Genomic DNA, 17,138 nt, shown 5'->3' on the forward strand with positions numbered 1-17,138 from the left:
CGGAAGCATGGGGACGGTTCTGGTGCTTCTTTAGTTTCGCTAAATGAAGGAAGCAAAAGAACAGTCCCTCTGCTTAAAGCGCCGATTATAAATGGTGAAGCTGCCATATTTTTAAATTTTATTTTATTGTGGTTAAGTGATGAATGGATTCATCACTTAATTCAAGCATGGGGACGGTTCTCGTGCTTCCAAAATAACTGACACCTTTGTTAAACACCAACAGTTTGGCAATCATCGCACGGTATTCATGAGAAAAATACTTCGGTCCTCTAAGTAAGCATAAGAACCGTCCCGCTGCTTCTCTAATTATTAGTGACTAACTGAGAACCTTTTGAGTTAAAATCATGAGGTTCATGTCCAAGACTAGGACTATTTCGGGAGCATGGGGACGGTACTCATGCTTCTTTAGTTCGCAAAACGAATGGTTTTCGTGCCTGGCACCACCCGAAGTTTGTAAGTTTTTGTCGAAAGGTTAATATAATGAAAGCAAGGGAACGATTCTTGGAAGCAGGGGGACGGTTCTCATGCTTCCAAATTAAGTTGAGACATCACCCAAATTTATCGATAGCTTAGAAGGTAAACGTCCCTGATTTTCTAAGAACGTTTTTTTATTCTATCCATAAATTAAAAATAATCTACTACACATTAAATAAATCAAATACCAGGAGGACCTCTCATGTACAAAATAGCAGTAGCCGGCACAGGCTACGTCGGACTAGTCGCAGGCGTATGTTTCGCCGAAGTTGGTCACCAAGTAACTTGTGTTGATATAGATAAAGAAAAAGTAAATCTTATGAAATCCGGTGTATCCCCCATCTATGAAGCGGACTTGCAAGAGTTAATGCAGAAGAATTATGCTGATGGGCGGATTGATTATACAACAGATTATGCATCTGCCTATAAGGACGCAGATGCTATTTTTATTGGGGTTGGAACACCAGAACAAGCGGATGGTTCGGCGAATTTATCCTATATTGCAACCGTCGCAAGGCAAATTGCGGAGTCGGTTGAAAAGGATTGTTTAGTCGTTGTGAAATCGACGGTACCTGTTGGAACGAATGATAAGGTCGAACAGTTTATTCAAGATTTCTTAGTTCATGATGTAAGAATGGAAGTAGCTTCAAATCCAGAGTTTTTAGCTCAAGGATCTGCTGTTCATGATACGCTTCATGCGGAAAGGGTTGTTATTGGAACCGAGAGTAAATGGGCAGAAGATCTTTTGATGGGCTTATACGAACCATTTTATTTGCCGATTGTCTCTGTAAATAGAAGATCAGCGGAAATGATCAAGTATGCATCTAATGATTTTTTAGCATTGAAAATATCTTATATGAATGACATTGCCAACCTTTGTGAATTAGTCGGTGCTGATATTCAGGATGTCGCAAAAGGGATGAGTTATGATGATCGTATTGGAAGCAAGTTTTTAAATGCGGGTATTGGTTTTGGTGGTTCATGCTTCCCGAAGGATACGAAAGCATTAGAGAATCTTGCTAGACAGAATGGGTATGAGCTTAAAACGGTTAAGGCAGCGATTGATGTAAACGAAGAGCAGAAGACAATGTTATATAAAAAAGCGAGTAAACGATTAATTACGTTTAATGGTCTGAAGGTAGCGGTGTTAGGGCTAACATTTAAGCCTGGAACGGATGATTTGCGCGAAGCAGCTTCTCTTGGGTTTCGTGCCTGGCACTACCCGAATATTGTTAGATTATGTCGAAACTCAAACTAACCTTACTCCTCTGTTAAAAGGGAAGCAAGGGATTTTCACCATAAGGAATATACCTATACAAGTATAGGTAAAAGTATTAGGTTCGCGATATTACTAAATGCCTTTCTGATGCTCAAAGCAATAGATTAGACCGTTAAATTTTTTATTTGATAAACAATACGCGTTAACTTTATCTGAGACAGGTTTATTGCAAATTGAACAAGTGGAATGAGTATTTGTGCTCTTTACTGATGCAGTTCCTTTTAATGCACGTGTATGTTCTTCTCTAACTGCTGGATCGGTAATATTTGCGTTTGAGAAAGAATTATAAATGGTTCTAATGTCAGTTTCATTTAGGAGAGGTTCCTCGTGATGAATTTTTAATACCGAAACCTTGCGATGGATGAATTCTGACAACTCGATGTCATATACGATTAATTCGTTTGATGCTATTTTTCGGTAATCTAAGTCTACTTTAAATGTGCAGCGTTTTGTAAAAGAAACCAAAGGGTTTTCGTGCCTGGCACCACCCGATGGTTTTCGTGCCTGGCACCACCCGAAATCCCTCGAAGTTTGTCGATAGGTTAGAAGGTAAACGTCCCTGATTTTCTAGGAACGTTTTTTTATTCTATCCATAAATTAAAAACAATCTACTACACATTAAATAAATCAAATACCAGGAGGACCCCTAATGTACAAAATAGCAGTAGCCGGTACAGGCTACGTCGGCCTAGTCGCTGGCGTATGTTGTATTTGGCAAGAGAAAAATGCATAAAACGGCAAACCTTTTTACAGGCCACTCACCAACATAATTAGCGATAGATTTCAAAGGTTGGCTCTGCTAGACTATTTATAGCAACTACATAAGCTGATGGGCGGTTGACACTCCCTAAGAAAGGGGGTGTATATAATGGTGACATATGAAGCAATGAATACGCTATTACAATTCGGTACATTGATCGTTACAATGTTTATCGCATTTGTGGCAATTGTCGCACTAGTCACCAATAAAAAGAAGTAACCGCCCGTCCTCCGACCAAGAGTAGGTGGTTACTTCTTTTTTAACATCAACTTGATTTGGTCAGCCGCTCTTCATGCGGCATGTAGTTGCTTTGACCGGGTGTTGTAGCACTCGGTCTTTTTTTATTGTGGTTTGATCTTACTTCTATTATACATGATTAGGACTTGTCTTTCATGCTGTTTTTTGAAATTCAATCAATAAAACGTTAAGTAGCGATCGTTGAATACCGTGCACAGGCACCACCCGAAGATTGTTAGGTTTTGTCGAAGGTTGTTAGGCTAATAGGGTAAGAGATTGTGATCATATAGAGTTGCAACTGAATATTGCGAGGGTGGTTGGTTGAACCTACTAGAAAACAAGAAAGCCACCCTACGCCGTCGCAAGCTGAAGGGTGGTTCTCGAAAAGCTAACACTTCTCTTTTTTATTATATATTCAGTATACCTAAATTTATACTTCATTAAAAGAATTTCATATTAAAATTAATCCTTGCTTAAAACCAGGGCACTTGTTTCTATGTATCTACGGATTTATTTTAAGCGTCTTCTTTCTTTATACTCTTCCTGGAAAGTATGGTAATGGTCTTTGCTGCTTATAGGATTAATATAGGTGAAATCGAAGTTTTGACTTGCCCACACAAAGTCAATGTCATTATTACTCACAATCTTTAAATGGTAAATAGAAGCTGTAGCAGCAATTAAAGCGTCTGGACCTTTGGGAACTTTATGTCCTGTTAATTTAGCTTCCCTCCTTATTTCAGCAGCTTTTCTTGCTATTTGTTGATCGATAGGATAAGTTTTGTCAATTAAAGATATGTATCTCTCTCTACCCATTTTAATAGATTCATCTATAGCAACTTCAAAGTGTGACATTAACTCCATTTCTATTATGGTATTAGAATGAAGTTCATTACCACTACTAACAATTCTTTTTAGATAATTAACAACATCTGGGTAACCCATTTCATGAGCAACCCAGATGTTGTTATCAATTAGATATGCTGTCACCTTACGTTTTCCTCCCAGTCCTCACGGCGAGCGATTCTAATACTTTCTTCGATTCCTTCTGAACTAAAACGTTCAGCACTTCCAGCTAGTTCATCTAATAATTTTAACTTCTCATCAACTGTTAGACGTTGTTTTTTTTGTTCCATTCCGTTAACCTCCTTATCTTGCTCTTCTCTAGTCAGAACTTGAATATTAAGGCGAGGGTGTTTCCTTATTAACTTTTTCTTGATTAATGGATGAGCCAAGAGAGGTTTCGATATATCATATGCTGTTTTATGTTTTCTTCTTACGGTATTTCCTTTAAATTTCATTTTATCCCTGCTTTCTGAAGGGTATAAATGTATTATAACATTTTTCTGTTTGCATTGCGTGTCAGTGGGTTCGAGAGAGTGTGATCATTGCAACTGAATATTGTGAGGTTGGTTGTCACACTTCTTTACGATAAGGAAAGGAGGTGATAATCATGGAAACATTTCTTTTAAATTCTAAGAGAAGTTTTGAGAGGAATTGTGCGGTGAAGTAGGCGCTTATTTCTTTCGGAAAAACATATTAGAACACAAGAAAACCCCCCCGCGCCGTAGGAAGCAAAAGGGTGTTTCTCATAAAAAAACGAAACATTGACAACTGCCACCCTTACGGAAGAAGTTGCGAGAGAGTAGTGTTAGCGCACTTCTCTTTTTTATTATATTTTCATTATACATAAAAATATTCGTTGTTAAAAGAGAATGTTACGTGCCGGTCAAACCTCGACAATCAGATATATACATATACAACTTTCGTTCGTTTACTAACCATTACAAAAATTCTAGATGAATATTTTTCGGGAAATAAAAAGGAATCCCTCATATCATGTCGAAATGTAAAAGTCACTCCGATCAATCTCTATCTTTGTATTCCACTCAAATCCATCATTTTCTGTTTTTCAGTCTTTCCGTAACGGCAATTCTATTATCCAAAGGAGGTCTTACTATGACCGTAAATGTATCAAGCATTGGTTTAAAAGGGTTGGAAGGGTACCGTGTGCAAGTCGAGGTTCAGGTGTCGAAAGGAACAGAGTCGATGGTGATCGTCGGGCTTCCGGATGCTTCGGTGAAGGAATCGAAGGAGCGTGTGTTGTCAGCGATTCGGACGCTTGATTGTGATGTAACAGATCAGAAGATTGTCGTCAATTTATCGCCATCAGAGCAAAAAAAGAATGGGCCTTTGTTTGATTTGGCGATGGCGATTGCGGTGTTGAAAGAGAGGAAGCACTTCAGCGAGGAAATCCCGCGAGAAACGGCTTTTATTGGCGCGTTGTCGTTAGATGGCTCCATTGTCAAAGTGGAAGGCATGCTGCCAGCCTTAATTGCCGCAAAAGCACTTGAGTTTAAAAAAGTATTTCTTCCATATGATCCGCTTATTCCGATTGAGATGCTAGAGGGGATTGAGTGTGTTGTGGTTGAACACATAACGGATGTCTTGCAGTATTTAAGTGGGCGGGTTCCACTGACTTTACCTGTTCGGTCATTACCGGTAAAAGAGGCGGAATCTTCTGTTACCTTTCAAAAAGATTTTTCCGATATTATCGGGCAGGAGCAAGCAAAGCTAGCACTTGAAGTTGCCTCAGCCGGTGGTCATAATGTGTTGATGAGTGGACCTCCTGGGTGTGGGAAGAGCTTGCTTGCTGAGACGTTCTCTTCGATTTTTCCTCCCTTAACCAAACAAGCCCAGTTGGAAAAGATTAGCTTGTATCAACTTGCAAAAGAGAAGTTGGACTCTCCAGATTTGGTCCCTTATCGCCACCCACATCATTCTGCGTCGTCTGTCGCGATCATTGGCGGAGGGCAGAACCCGAAGCCTGGTGAAGTTTCATTAGCTCACAATGGTATTTTATTTCTCGATGAAATGGCCGAGTTTACAAAGAAAACGTTAGATATGCTCAGGCAGCCTCTTGAAACAGGGAACGTGACAATCAGCCGTGCGCACTCAACCGTGACGTATCCTGCCTCTTTTCTCCTCATCGGTGCAATGAACCCTTGTCCTTGTGGTTATCTTGGTTCTAACACGCATTATTGTTCTTGCACACCCAAACAAATTCAAGCATACCAAAACCGTGTGTCCGGTCCGATTTATGATCGAATCGATATTTTGCTCACCCTTTACCCTGTTAATCTAGAACAGTCCGAAGAAAGAAGAGAGTCTTCTTTAGACGTGCAAAGAAGAGTTGAGCAAGCAAGAGAAAGACAATATGCTCGCTACCAAGCTGAGGTTACAAATGCAAGAGTTCCATATGAACAGCTCATAAAAACAAGTCCTCTAACAAGCAATCAACAAAAAATGTTAACCCAGGTTTCATCCAAACAACAATGGAGCAACCGCGTTCAAATTAAAATGATCCGGTTAGCTAGAACCTTTCTGACTTAGCTGGGGAGAACTTGATTTCAGATGAGAGCATTTGGAAAGCGATGACCTTAAGGCGGACTTACCCTTCAAAAGATCAAACGAAAGCGAGGAAGAGCTAATGCCTCGAGCAAAACGAGTTTGGCAGCCACACCGCTTTTATCACATCGTCATGCGTGGCAACCGCCGCGATCCACTGTTTCGCTCTGCAACGGATTTCCAAGCCTTTCTTCATATTCTTGAGCAGCTCCATCATAAGATTCCATTCGAATTAGCTTCCTATTGCCTCATGACCAACCACTACCATCTCCAACTTCGATCTCAGGAAGAATCTCTTTCCAAGCTGATGGCTCTCATGAACAAACGATATTCCAACTATTACAATATCCGTTACCGCTTAACCGGACATGTTTTCGAAAAGCGTTTTTATGACAAGATTATTGAGGACCATACGGGCATGATCGAAGTAAGTCGCTACATTCACCTCAACCCAGTTGAAGCAAAAATGGTCAAGTATCCAGAACATTATCCATGGAGTAGTTTTTATTTATACAAAAACCCAAACTCTTTGCAACCAAGGTTTATGACTATAGAGGAGATATTAGATTACTATGCAGGAACATTGGATGAGAGAAGAAGGCTGTATTGTGAGGGGATAAGATAACAAACCTGTTGATTTTCAACCCAACCACCCCCAGAAGGAGATCTCCTCTCTACCTACCTTCCTTTTTTCCGCCACAAGTGCTCCTAATACAACCGCATAAAAGTACGGAACAAAACTCGTTTTTATGCGATTTTGCTTATAAAGATACACGGTTTGCTTAAAGGCTTGAATGATAGCAGGTAGAAAGTCTGTTATCGGTTGATCAAATTTTTGTGAGCGATAGGCCATAGTGGCGCGATCCCAGAGTGAGCAGATTTCTTTTGCACGGTTGAAAAAGGGTTTGACCACTTTTACAAATGCGGTTGGAACATGAAACGGAACATATGTATAATCGAGCGAATCAATCGTGTGCGTTCGAAGATCTTTTTCTTTTTTTGTTTATAGTTTGAAAAGAAAGAGCTTCTCGTTCCGTTTTGGCCGGTGAATGACTTGGTGTATATGATTCTTTGGGAGTTTGGCGGTCTGTCAATTTTTGTTGAACCGGTGCGTCAAAGCGGGTAAAGATGTACACATTATGCGAATCGCCGCCTTTTTTTCGAGTTGTGCCATGGATCGTGAAAAGGCCGAGGGTTTTTCCTTTTTGAAGCATTCGTTCAAAGGTTGACCGTGAGATCCCATTGTTGTCATTGTGAGTGGATTGAACCAAAGTGGAGATCTTTGCGTAGGCAACGCCTCGTAGTTTGACGCTGAATTGGATTAGTTTGAGAAGGGCGATGTGCTCCCCTTTTGTGAAGTGATCACCGTGGAGTTCTAGTGCTTTTTTGGTAGAGTCGTTAAATTGTTTTACCGATTTGAATGGACTAAGACTAGCGAAATGAGAGATGTGACCTGCTTGCATAGAGGTGCCTCCTTTGTATGGGGAATGAAAGTTTATAAGTAATAGGGAGAAGAATGATCTCGGTGGGAGAACTGGACGATGCAGTAAGAGGTACGTTGGACTTGTCTTTCTAACGTATGGTAGGAAATATCGAGTAAAAGTTCTTTTCCGTGTTTGAAGGTGATAAGGGATTGGTGCGGGTTGTGGTGGCGTTTGATTGTTTTGATGTGATGGTAGAAAATCCAGCTACATTCATGAAGTTTCGGTGAATGGGTGGGAAAGGCATAAATGTGCTCGATCGGGTTAATAGGGATGGGGATCCGATTTTGAATGCCTGTTTTGAATACAACAGCTGTTTTTCTGCCATCGTATTCGGCACCGCCTTCGAGGCAGCCTTCTTTTACGAGCTGGAGGATTGGTTTTTTAACATAAAAGAGCTGGTCACGTTCCCAGACGATGGTGTAATAATCGGTATGATTAGCAGAGAAGAGGGCAGAGGTGTCGCGGTTGATTTCATAGTGAAGGAGGATGGTTTTGGGCATGGGCGGGGCTCCTTTTTTGAGGGGATATTTTAATATGGTTAGTCGTTATGTAGAGTAAGGGATTGTAGTAGAGGGTTGGTTCATATGAAATGTGGAGGAAACGGCTAATCCGACGTGTAGGTGGACATGTTAGGATACACTTTGTCGTAAGCTTCCTCCGTAAGTTCGTTTGGATGATCTAGTTGTAGGCCTTTAGCAATTTTGGCTTGGACATATGTAGACATACTGGATGTTCCGCGTTCAATATTGCCTAAATGAGTAAGGCTAACATTGGCGGCACCAGCCAAGTCTTCACGAGAAAGACCTTTTTGATTTCGAATGGAACGAATGTATTCTCCAATATGGCTATTAAGTTGTTTCTTAAGTGAATCTTTCGCCATATGTCTGTCTCCCTTTTTTCATCATTATGCAATCGATGAAAGAGAGACACCATACACTATAGTGGCTGTTTTGGTATTTTGGTGAGTGGGTCATGGGGACAGGTTCCTTGACCCAGTTATGGGAAGCGTGGGGATGGTTCTAACAGGGGACAATCGGAAGTTTTGCACAAAGAAGGCACAACGAGCAGATTTTATCTGCTCGTTGTGCCTTTATCTTTTCCACATAAAACAAGCTTGCAGAATTTTTGATTGCCCAAGAAGAGTGAAGTCACGATCTCCAATGTTTATCGCATTTGTAGCGATTGTCGCACTAGTCACCAATAAAAAGAAGTAACCGCCCGTCCTCCTACCAAGAAATGGGTGGTTACTTCTTTTAGATACATTCAATTCTGGTCAGCCGCTCTTCATGCGGCATGTAGTTGCGTTGACCGGGTGTTAACGCAACCGGTCTTTTTTATTTTAGGTTGATCTTACTTTCATTATACATGATTAGGACTTGACTTTCATGATAATTTTATAATTAACTATTAAAATGTTGGCTAACTATTTATAGCAACGACATAAAGCAGATGAACGGTGGAAGAACAGTTCCTGGCAGTGCGGCCAAGCAAGGTCGTCTTATATAGCGGGTGGGATTCCCGTCGAGCAAGAGTTAGCCACTCACTCGTAGCGAGTCTTGGAGTACTTGGTAACAAGTATCTTTAAGCGGTAGACAGTTAGATTGTGGGCCGAAAGCCAATTGATGATCTCAACCTGTCCCCGTGACCACTCAACCACAATTCTTCAATTGTTTAAAAAGAAAGGCAAGCTTCAAGCGGAGCATGTCATTGGTTTTCTTTGTGTCTACATCGATTAGTTCACCGATTTTTTCAAGTCGGTATAAAACGGTATTGCGGTGGACGAAGAGCTTCTTAGCGGTTTCGTTAACTTGTCCGTTGTGTTTGATATACGTTTCTAGGGTGTGCAGCATTTCTTGACCATATTGGCTTTCCTTTGTTAATAAAGGATGGAGGAGGCCGTTATAGTACTTTTCCATGTATTCAATTGGAATGTGACGGAGTAAACTGATAAATTCGAGATTATCATAGGTTGAAATGGGATCGTCGAAGTTGTATTGTTCGGCAATTGATTTTGTCTCCACACATTCTGAATACCCCTCAAATAAACTTACAGCTTGTTTTTTGCTATTGCTGATATATATAGTCATTTTCTGTTCAAGTCCTGTATCACTTAAGAAATCGGACAGGCTATTAGCTAAATGATTAATATCTGGTGATGTGTCTTTATCGCCATCACTATGAGAGTAGATAGAAAAGATGCCACCTAGAAGAACGTAATGCTTAGCTGTGAAAGTTCTTACTTTAGGATGAGTGCTTAGTTTCTCTTTCATTGATTGGAGCAAGCTAGGATCGGTGGAGTTCAATAATGTACAGATGTAACTCCCGCTTAAAACAGTCAATTCGCTCTCTGTTAAGTAATCCGTAACATCGTCAATGCTCATTTTGTCTTCAAGGTATTTTTCAATGACAATGCTTGATCTGTAATCGGATAGAGATTCGGAATTTAAATCTGAGCTGGTCTGCAACTGGTTGGATAACATATTTGCTGTTTTTGTGAATAAGGTATCTTCTTCGCTAGTAATCTGATAATCAGGTGATATGACCACTAGCATATATAAGTGTTCCCCTTCATTTAACTGGATTGGATAGCAAACTCCTTTGCTGCTAGCTGTTTTTTCAAAGTGCTCATCCAAAATCCAATCTTCTAGTAGTTCAATTTCTGTCCAATCACTTGTATTAAATAAGACTTGTCCTTCATTAGATAGGATGGCGATTGGATAGTGAACAATCGTGTTGACGAGGCTAAAGTATTCGATATTATGTGATAATCCAGAAGAGGAGCTAAGCGTTTTGCTATCCGTTGTGCTTTCTAACCAAGCCTTCTGTTTGTTATATTCTGCGTTAAACAACGCTCGGATTTGGTCAGAAAAGGTGAACTCATAGGGCAGCTCTAGTAAAGGGAATTGGAGTTTTTCCGCTTCTTCAACGACGATGCTAGGTATTTCCTTCCAATAACGACCTAGTTTAATTCCAAGACCGGAACACCCCTTGTTGTTAAGTTCTTGCAAAATCTTTACCGCTTGAAGAGGGTTATCTTTCATGATATAGGCGGTTGTAAAGACCATTTCTCCGTATTTCGTCCATTTATAAATATCAGGTGCATCCATAATATTAACTGAATTAATGAGCCTTGCCGTTCCTTTTTTCCCGGCTACGAGTCTAGCTTTTGAAAAAGGATGGATCGTTAATGCTTCTTCGACAGTTAGATTCACGACAATTCCTCCTTCTGTAAGATCTATGCTTGTCAAATTAAAATTATTAAAATAGTTCGTTATATTTGTTTTTATTATATAGGAGATTTTCTTCCTTTAATCGGATGACGTAAGAAAATCTAACAAAGTTATTTGTTTTAGGTTGTATAAAGTGGATGAGAGATAATGTCACATCGTGTTTTTCTGCTTTTTGTGCAAAAAAACAAAACAGAGTTAGTCTTTTTAGAACAGATGACAAAAAACAAAGGTTTTATTGACGAAATAATTTTAATAGATCTATAATTACGAACATTAGGTTAAGGCAACAAGCATGATTTACATAAAACGTGAAGGGAGGTGTACGATGAGCGAAAGCTGTACCGCCTTTATTAGTAAAAAACGAACGAATAAAATAGCAGATGGTCTGTTATCAGGTCTTTCTTTTGCGGTGAAAGATGTCTTTGATGTTAAAGATCATGTCGCAACTGCTGGCAATCCCGATTGGCAATTGACACATGAACCTGCAGCTGGCCATGCTGAAGTGATTAAACAACTGTTAAAAGCTGGTGCGGAGTTAGTCGGACAAACGCATACAGATGAATTAATGTATAGCTTAAACGGCGAAAACTACCATTACGGTACACCTCTTAATCCAAAAGCTCCTGACCGTATACCAGGGGGGTCTTCGAGTGGGTCAGCCTCAGCGGTAGCTGATGGGCTTGTCGATTTTGCACTAGGAACGGATACAGGTGGTTCAGTTAGAATTCCATCAAGTTATTGTGGAATCTATGGTTTCCGTCCTACCCATGGTGCTGTCTCGGTAAAAGGATTGATCCCGTTAGCAAAAAGTTTCGATACTGTTGGTTGGATGGCTAATGATCCGAAGATGCTTCTTGATGTAGGGCTTACTTTGCTTAATGAATCTATTAAAACTCCAGAGTTTTCGAGAATCCTTGTCGCGGAGGATGTCTTGCCACTACTAGGCAAAGAGTGTAAGCAACTGTTTCTGCAACTTATGGAACTAGTTGAAAATCAAATTAGGGTCGTTGAAAAGATAACTCTCGCTCCTGATGGATTAGAAGATTGGATGAATACGTTTCGTACACTTCAAGGATACGAGATTTGGGAAGATCACGGAGAATGGATTGAACAAGTGAAGCCTGCATTTGGTCCAGGAATTAAGGAGCGTTTTGAATGGACTAAAACGATTGCAGTAGAAGAGAGAGAAGTTGCTTTAGTTAAAAGAGAAGACGTTAAATCGAAAGTCAGGGACCTGCTCGGGGATCATAGTTTGCTCATGATGTTGACTACACCCGATATTGCTCCAATGAAGAATTCAATTGGGGGAGAGCTGGATCAACATAGAAAAAACGCATTGAAGATGACTTGTATTGCAGGGTTGGCAGGAGTCCCGCAAATTACGATACCTTTAGGTGAGAAAGATGGCATTCCGCTTGGACTTTCCTTTATTGCAGGGGCCAATCAAGATATTTCGCTCCTTGAGTGGGTGAATCAAAAAAGGCCATATATGAAGAAAGTTACGAACGCCGAGCACGTCTAAAAGAGGAGGGCATTTATATGAAACTCGTCACGATTGAAAGAGACGGACAAGAGTTAGCAGCGATTAAAGCGGTGCACGGGCTTGTTCTATTAGAAGAAATCAATCAAACGTACAACCAAAACTGGGCCCTTTATCTATTTGATTTGATTACGACTGGACAGTTGGACGAACTCAATCAATGGTACCGAACAGATGGAGCGAAGCAGCTTGAAAACTTAAATGCCATCCCGTTTGATCAAGCAAAGCTCCGCCCATTGTACCGCCATCCGCATAAGATTCTTGGAATTGGCATGAATTATGTGGCGCACCCGTTAGCTGAGAAGACGAAAGCGGACCCGGTTAGTTTTATTAAGCCAGATACGACGTTGGTGGGCCCAGGTGAAAAGATCCACTTACCCGCTGAATCGAAAAAAACGACAGCGGAAGGAGAACTCGCAATCATCATTGGTAAACGATGTTCAAATATTACGGAAGCTGAGGCCCCTCATGTCATTGCTGGGTACACAACCGCACTTGATATGACGGAAGCTGATATTCATGGACAAAATCCGCGTTACTTAACACGGGCGAAAAGCTTTGATACGTTTTTTAGTTTCGGAGGTGAACTGATCACAGCCGACGAAATTGCAAATGTGGAAGAACTGCAAGTATCAACGGTGTTAAACGGCGAAGTTGAGCACAAGAACCTTGTTTCTAACATGATTTATAACCCGTGGTATTTGCTATCGTTTCATTCAAAAGTGATGACGTTTCTTCCTGGGGACATCATCTTAACTGGAACTCCGGGACCTGTCGTGATTCGAAGTGGAGATGTGATTGAGTGTCGAATTGAGGGATTTACAACTCTTCAAAACGGTGTGAAATAAAAAAAAGATGAAGAAAAGAGGGGTATTTTTATGAAAAAACTACTTACAGTTGTATTGGGTTTATCCATTTTTGCAGCAGGATGTGGCAGCAGTTCCGAAACAACAGAAGAAATCTCATCTGAAACGGCCGATGGAGGCGAAACAAGCGGTGAAACTATTGAAATGAAATTGCACCATGACTTAGCTCCAGACAGTCCGCAGCATATTGCAGCAGAGAAATTCGGGGAAATTGTAGCTGAAAAGACAAACGGCCAAGTGGAGGTCAGTATTTTCCCGGCTAACCAGTTAGGGGATGACTCAGAAGTAGCGCAAATGATCCAGACGGGTAGTGTCGAAGCAGGACTTATTCCAACTGCTAAACTATCAACAGTAGACTCACGCTTACAGCTTCCTGATTTGCCTTTTATCTTTCCTAATCGTGAAGCAGCATATGCGGTGTTAGACGGTGAAGTAGGGGATGCGTTGTTAGAAGGATTAAGTGATGTAAATTTGAAAGGGATTGCGTTCTGGGAAAGTGGTTTCAAGCAGTTTACTCACAACGAGCGTATTGAAACACCAGATGATTTCGTTGGTTCAAAAATTAGAACAATGGAAAGCCCGATCGTTATAGAGCAATTTAGAGCATTAGGAGCAAACCCTGTCCCTATTTCTTTTACAGAAACGTATAATGCTCTGCAGCAAGGTGTTGTTGACGGACAAGAGAATCCGCTCGTTTCAATCGTGAAAATGAAGTTCTTTGAAGTGCAAGATTACACCATTTTATCGAACCATGGTTATTTAGGTTATGCGTTTATTTTAAGTGAAACATGGTTTGACGGCTTATCTGAAGACATTCAAACGGCTATCCTTGAAGCTGCGAACGAAACAACAAGTTTTGAAAGAGAATTGACGCAGGAGCAAGAAGAAGAGTTTATTCAAATGATTAAAGACAGCGGTACAGAAGTATATGAATTAACAGAGGAACAAAAAGAAGCATTCCAAGAGCAAACAAGAAGTGTTCATGAAAAGTTTGTTGATGATATTGGAAGTGACTTGCTAGAAAAAACATATGAAATTGTTGAAAGTCTTGAATAAGCTTTAAATTTGAATGGGGGTTGAATGTAATGAGTTACATTTTAAAGCAGTTAGATCGAGTGGAACAATTTATAATTGCATTGGGAATTATATCAACCTCCGTCATCATTTTTTTCAATGTCATCTCAAGGTATTTCTTTAATTCAGGCGTTGTTTGGGCGGAAGAGGCCGTTCGCTATATGATCATCATTATTGTGTTAATTGGTTCTTCATTAGCAATCTCAAAAAATGAGCACATTGCTGTATCCTTGCTAGAAAAGTCATCGATCAAGTGGCTCGCTCATTTGATGTATGGGATACAAAATGTAGCGTCCTTAGTCTTTACGGTTATTGTTACCTATTACGGGTGGGTTGTTACAAGTAATTTAAGAGATATTGGGCAAATTAGCCCGGCTTTGGAAATTCCGTTGTGGTTCATCTATTTGGCCTTTCCTGTAGGGACATTTCTTATGTCTATTCGGTTTTTAGTAAGAATTATAGATTGGATTCGTACGAGAGAAATCCCAACAAGAGAGGAGGGGACGGAATGATTTGGTTTTTTGTACTGTTAATGGTTTTGGTTTTTTCTGGTATGCCGATGTTTATTGCCATTGCAGGTTCTGTTTTGTTTACATTAGTTGGTTTCACGGATATCCCTGCTGGTACCGTGATTCAAAGAATGTTTGCTGGATTGGACAAGTTCCCGTTAATGGCCATTCCTCTGTTTGTCTTAGCCGCTAATATCATGAGCGCCGGAGGTATTTCGAAAAGAGTCATTGCCCTTACAAACTCGATGGTTGGTCGAATTCCTGGTGGGATGGCCATTTCAGTCGTCCTTTCTTGTTTATTTTTTGGAGCAATCTCTGGATCCAGTCCAGCTACGGTTGTCGCAATTGGAAGTATGATGCTTCCGGCAATGATGAAAGCCAATTATCCCCGGACTTTTGCGACCGGATTAATTGGGTCAACTGCATCGTTAGGGATTATTATTCCGCCAAGTATAACAATGATAGTTTATGGAGCGGTAACAGGAGCTTCTGTTGGAGAGTTGTTTATTGCTGGTTTAGGAGCAGGAATTGCCTTTGCGATTATTTTTATTATTTATTGCTTGATATATGGAAAAAAGCACAATTTGGTGAGTAAGGAGCCTTGGAGTTTTCGTGAAGTTCTTTTCCGAACGAAAGACGCTGTCTTTGGTCTTGGGATTCCTGTTATTATCATTGGGGGGATTTATGGAGGCTTGTTTACACCGACTGAATCAGCTGGTGTTGCAGTCATTTATGCTTTTATTGTATCGATGTTTGTTTACCGTGAGATTACGTGGAAGCAAATGTATAACGTGCTAGTTGACTCGGCTAAAATGACAGCAACAGTTATGATCATTTTAGCTGCTGCTTCGGTTCTTTCATGGTATTTGACGGTTGAGCAGATTACGGTTCAAATCACTCAGTCTATCACAGGAATGACAGATAGCAGGATTGTCATTTTGCTTTTAATGAATGTAATCATTTTAATTGCCGGGATGTTTCTAGATGGAGCTTCTCTCATCGTTATTTTAGCGCCATTATTTTATACAATCGGCCTGCAGTATGGGATTGATCCGATTCACTTAGGTGTCATTATGACAGTTAACTCAGCAATTGGAATGTTCACACCGCCATTTGGGCTGAATCTCTTTGTGTTAATGGGAATAGCAAAGGATAATTTGTTAAGTTTATCAAAAGGAATGCTACCGTTTGTACTCATCTCCTTAATTGTTCTAGCCATTATTACATATATACCGCAAATCTCAATGTTCTTACCAGAGCTGATTTATCGAAGTTGATTGAGTGGGTCAAAGTGGGTCATGGGGACAGGTTCCATGACCCACTACGTTTTGTGGCTAGTGGAAGAGTTCTAGAACAATAAATCGAGAGAACTGGACAATATTTTTTTAATAAGTCTAGCAGAAGTGCTGGAAGGTGTAACTGCTAGACTAAAAATGAACAGTAATTTGGATATAGCTGTACAAATTCTTGTTTTTTCACTCCAATCAGCTAAAATCAAAGCTTTTTTATGGGATGCTCTTGATATTGTCTTCAAGTATAAAAAGAAGTTTTGGAGCAGGGGGACGGTTCTAACAGGGGACAATTGGAAGTTTTGCGCGAAAGAAGGCACAACTAGCGGATTTTATCTGCTCGTTGTGCCTTTGTCTATTCCTATACATAAATCTTTTTCGCGAAATTTTTGATTGCCCAAGAAGAATGAAGTCGCGATACTCTACACTCTGCCCCTTGGGGTTTCAATCTTTTGATCTTTCCTTTGATTTTTGGTTTTGTTCTTTTTTTAAACACTTCCAGCGTGCTTTTATGGACAATAAATCGAGAGAAGTGTTACATAAACTACACGAACTAGATGTAGTTTATGTAACACTAGTAGTAAAAAATGAATGATCTATTTTATCGTTGTTTGCAACGACCCACTATGGTAAAGTATTTTCATTGTGTTTTTTTGTGGAAAAATGACGAAAAGTGTCTAGCTTCATGCAACTATAGTGTGGAGAGATGCTTGTCAAATTAAATTCTTTTTCGTGGCGAACAGTGCCTGGCACCACCCGAAGTTTGCTAGATTTTGTCGAAAGATTGCAAGTTAAGTAGAATAAGTGAAGAAGTCTTGTGGAGAGAAATCTCTGCAAGGCTTTTCTTTTGGTTTTGATTGTGAGGAGCGCGACTTCATTCTTCTGGGGCAATCAAAAATTTTGTGAAAAAGGTTGGAGAAGCATGGGGACGGTTCTCGTGCTTCTTTAGTTTCGCAAAACGAAGGAAGCGAAAGACCCGTCCATATGCTCC

General features: G+C 40.3%; 15 protein-coding genes and 2 pseudogenes. 10 read left to right on the top strand and 7 right to left on the bottom strand.

The features are described 5' to 3' along the window. The 3 genes and pseudogenes from JCM9140_RS24235 to JCM9140_RS24725 form a co-directional block, all read left to right on the top strand. On the top strand, nucleotides 1-201 hold a 201-nt coding region (locus JCM9140_RS24235), incomplete at its 5' end, for a hypothetical protein (RefSeq protein WP_034750282.1). A 475-nt stretch (nucleotides 202-676) separates the two neighbouring features. Beyond that, a pseudogene (locus JCM9140_RS18995) lies at nucleotides 677-1,675 on the top strand (UDP-glucose dehydrogenase family protein); the annotation flags it as partial. A gap of 946 nt (nucleotides 1,676-2,621) precedes the next feature. Continuing rightward, the gene (locus JCM9140_RS24725; protein WP_235715407.1) at nucleotides 2,622-2,732 is read left to right on the top strand and encodes a putative holin-like toxin; all 111 of its coding nucleotides are present in this window, start codon (nucleotides 2,622-2,624) and stop codon (nucleotides 2,730-2,732) included. 528 nt (nucleotides 2,733-3,260) lie between these two features. Here JCM9140_RS24725 and JCM9140_RS19005 read toward each other — a convergent pair. Both JCM9140_RS19005 and JCM9140_RS19010 read right to left on the bottom strand, forming a co-directional pair. Further along, the gene (locus JCM9140_RS19005; protein WP_034750289.1) at nucleotides 3,261-3,737 is read right to left on the bottom strand and encodes a type II toxin-antitoxin system VapC family toxin; all 477 of its coding nucleotides are present in this window, start codon (nucleotides 3,735-3,737) and stop codon (nucleotides 3,261-3,263) included. Beyond that, nucleotides 3,734-3,883, bottom strand: a complete 150-nt coding sequence (locus tag JCM9140_RS19010) for a hypothetical protein (protein ID WP_235715408.1) — start codon at nucleotides 3,881-3,883, stop codon at nucleotides 3,734-3,736. The genes JCM9140_RS19005 and JCM9140_RS19010 overlap by 4 nt, the downstream gene beginning before the upstream one ends. Nucleotides 3,884-4,706: 823 nt before the next feature. On the opposite strand from JCM9140_RS19010, the pseudogene JCM9140_RS19015 reads away from it, so the two are divergent. Together JCM9140_RS19015 and JCM9140_RS19020 are read left to right on the top strand one after the other, a co-directional pair. Then, nucleotides 4,707-6,238, top strand: a pseudogene (locus JCM9140_RS19015) (YifB family Mg chelatase-like AAA ATPase). Further along, complete coding sequence (locus tag JCM9140_RS19020; RefSeq protein ID WP_034750293.1) at nucleotides 6,238-6,780, top strand: transposase; 543 nt, start codon at nucleotides 6,238-6,240, stop codon at nucleotides 6,778-6,780. Before JCM9140_RS19015 ends, JCM9140_RS19020 begins: the two are co-directional and overlap by 1 nt. Nucleotides 6,781-6,795: 15 nt before the next feature. On the opposite strand, the gene JCM9140_RS19025 is transcribed toward JCM9140_RS19020, so the two are convergent. From JCM9140_RS19025 to JCM9140_RS19045, 5 genes are all read right to left on the bottom strand, one after another. Next, nucleotides 6,796-7,008 (bottom strand): hypothetical protein, encoded by a 213-nt coding sequence (locus JCM9140_RS19025; protein ID WP_052002384.1) that lies wholly within the window; start codon nucleotides 7,006-7,008, stop codon nucleotides 6,796-6,798. Nucleotides 7,009-7,120: 112 nt separating this feature from the next. Next, entirely contained in the window at nucleotides 7,121-7,618 is a 498-nt protein-coding gene (locus JCM9140_RS19030; RefSeq protein WP_034750296.1) for a hypothetical protein, read from the bottom strand. A 32-nt stretch (nucleotides 7,619-7,650) separates the two neighbouring features. After that, nucleotides 7,651-8,139 (bottom strand): competence protein ComK, encoded by a 489-nt coding sequence (locus tag JCM9140_RS23340; RefSeq protein WP_081727776.1) that lies wholly within the window; start codon nucleotides 8,137-8,139, stop codon nucleotides 7,651-7,653. A 104-nt stretch (nucleotides 8,140-8,243) separates the two neighbouring features. Beyond that, nucleotides 8,244-8,519 (bottom strand): helix-turn-helix domain-containing protein, encoded by a 276-nt coding sequence (locus tag JCM9140_RS19040; protein ID WP_034750302.1) that lies wholly within the window; start codon nucleotides 8,517-8,519, stop codon nucleotides 8,244-8,246. 769 nt (nucleotides 8,520-9,288) lie between these two features. Further along, nucleotides 9,289-10,851, bottom strand: a complete 1,563-nt coding sequence (locus JCM9140_RS19045; protein ID WP_034750305.1) for a PucR family transcriptional regulator — start codon at nucleotides 10,849-10,851, stop codon at nucleotides 9,289-9,291. 343 nt (nucleotides 10,852-11,194) lie between these two features. Between JCM9140_RS19045 and JCM9140_RS19050 the strand changes: the two genes are divergently transcribed. From JCM9140_RS19050 to JCM9140_RS19070, 5 genes are read left to right on the top strand one after another with little or no spacing between them, the layout of a single operon-like run. Beyond that, a complete protein-coding gene (locus tag JCM9140_RS19050; RefSeq protein WP_034750308.1) occupies nucleotides 11,195-12,391 on the top strand; it encodes an amidase in 1,197 nt (398 codons plus the stop codon). A gap of 17 nt (nucleotides 12,392-12,408) precedes the next feature. Next, entirely contained in the window at nucleotides 12,409-13,257 is an 849-nt protein-coding gene (locus JCM9140_RS19055; protein ID WP_034750311.1) for a fumarylacetoacetate hydrolase family protein, read from the top strand. A 30-nt stretch (nucleotides 13,258-13,287) separates the two neighbouring features. After that, nucleotides 13,288-14,331, top strand: a complete 1,044-nt coding sequence (locus JCM9140_RS19060; protein ID WP_201769726.1) for a TRAP transporter substrate-binding protein — start codon at nucleotides 13,288-13,290, stop codon at nucleotides 14,329-14,331. A 29-nt stretch (nucleotides 14,332-14,360) separates the two neighbouring features. Continuing rightward, nucleotides 14,361-14,861 carry a TRAP transporter small permease gene (locus JCM9140_RS19065; protein WP_034750314.1) on the top strand — a complete coding sequence of 167 codons (501 nt, stop codon included), beginning with the start codon at nucleotides 14,361-14,363 and terminating at the stop codon, nucleotides 14,859-14,861. After that, entirely contained in the window at nucleotides 14,858-16,135 is a 1,278-nt protein-coding gene (locus JCM9140_RS19070; RefSeq protein WP_034750317.1) for a TRAP transporter large permease, read from the top strand. The genes JCM9140_RS19065 and JCM9140_RS19070 overlap by 4 nt, the downstream gene beginning before the upstream one ends. The last annotated feature ends 1,003 nt before the right edge of the window (nucleotides 16,136-17,138 follow it).

It is taken from the genome of Halalkalibacter wakoensis JCM 9140 (genome assembly GCF_000513095.1).
Taxonomy (GTDB): Bacteria; Bacillota; Bacilli; order Bacillales; family Bacillaceae_D; genus Halalkalibacter; species Halalkalibacter wakoensis.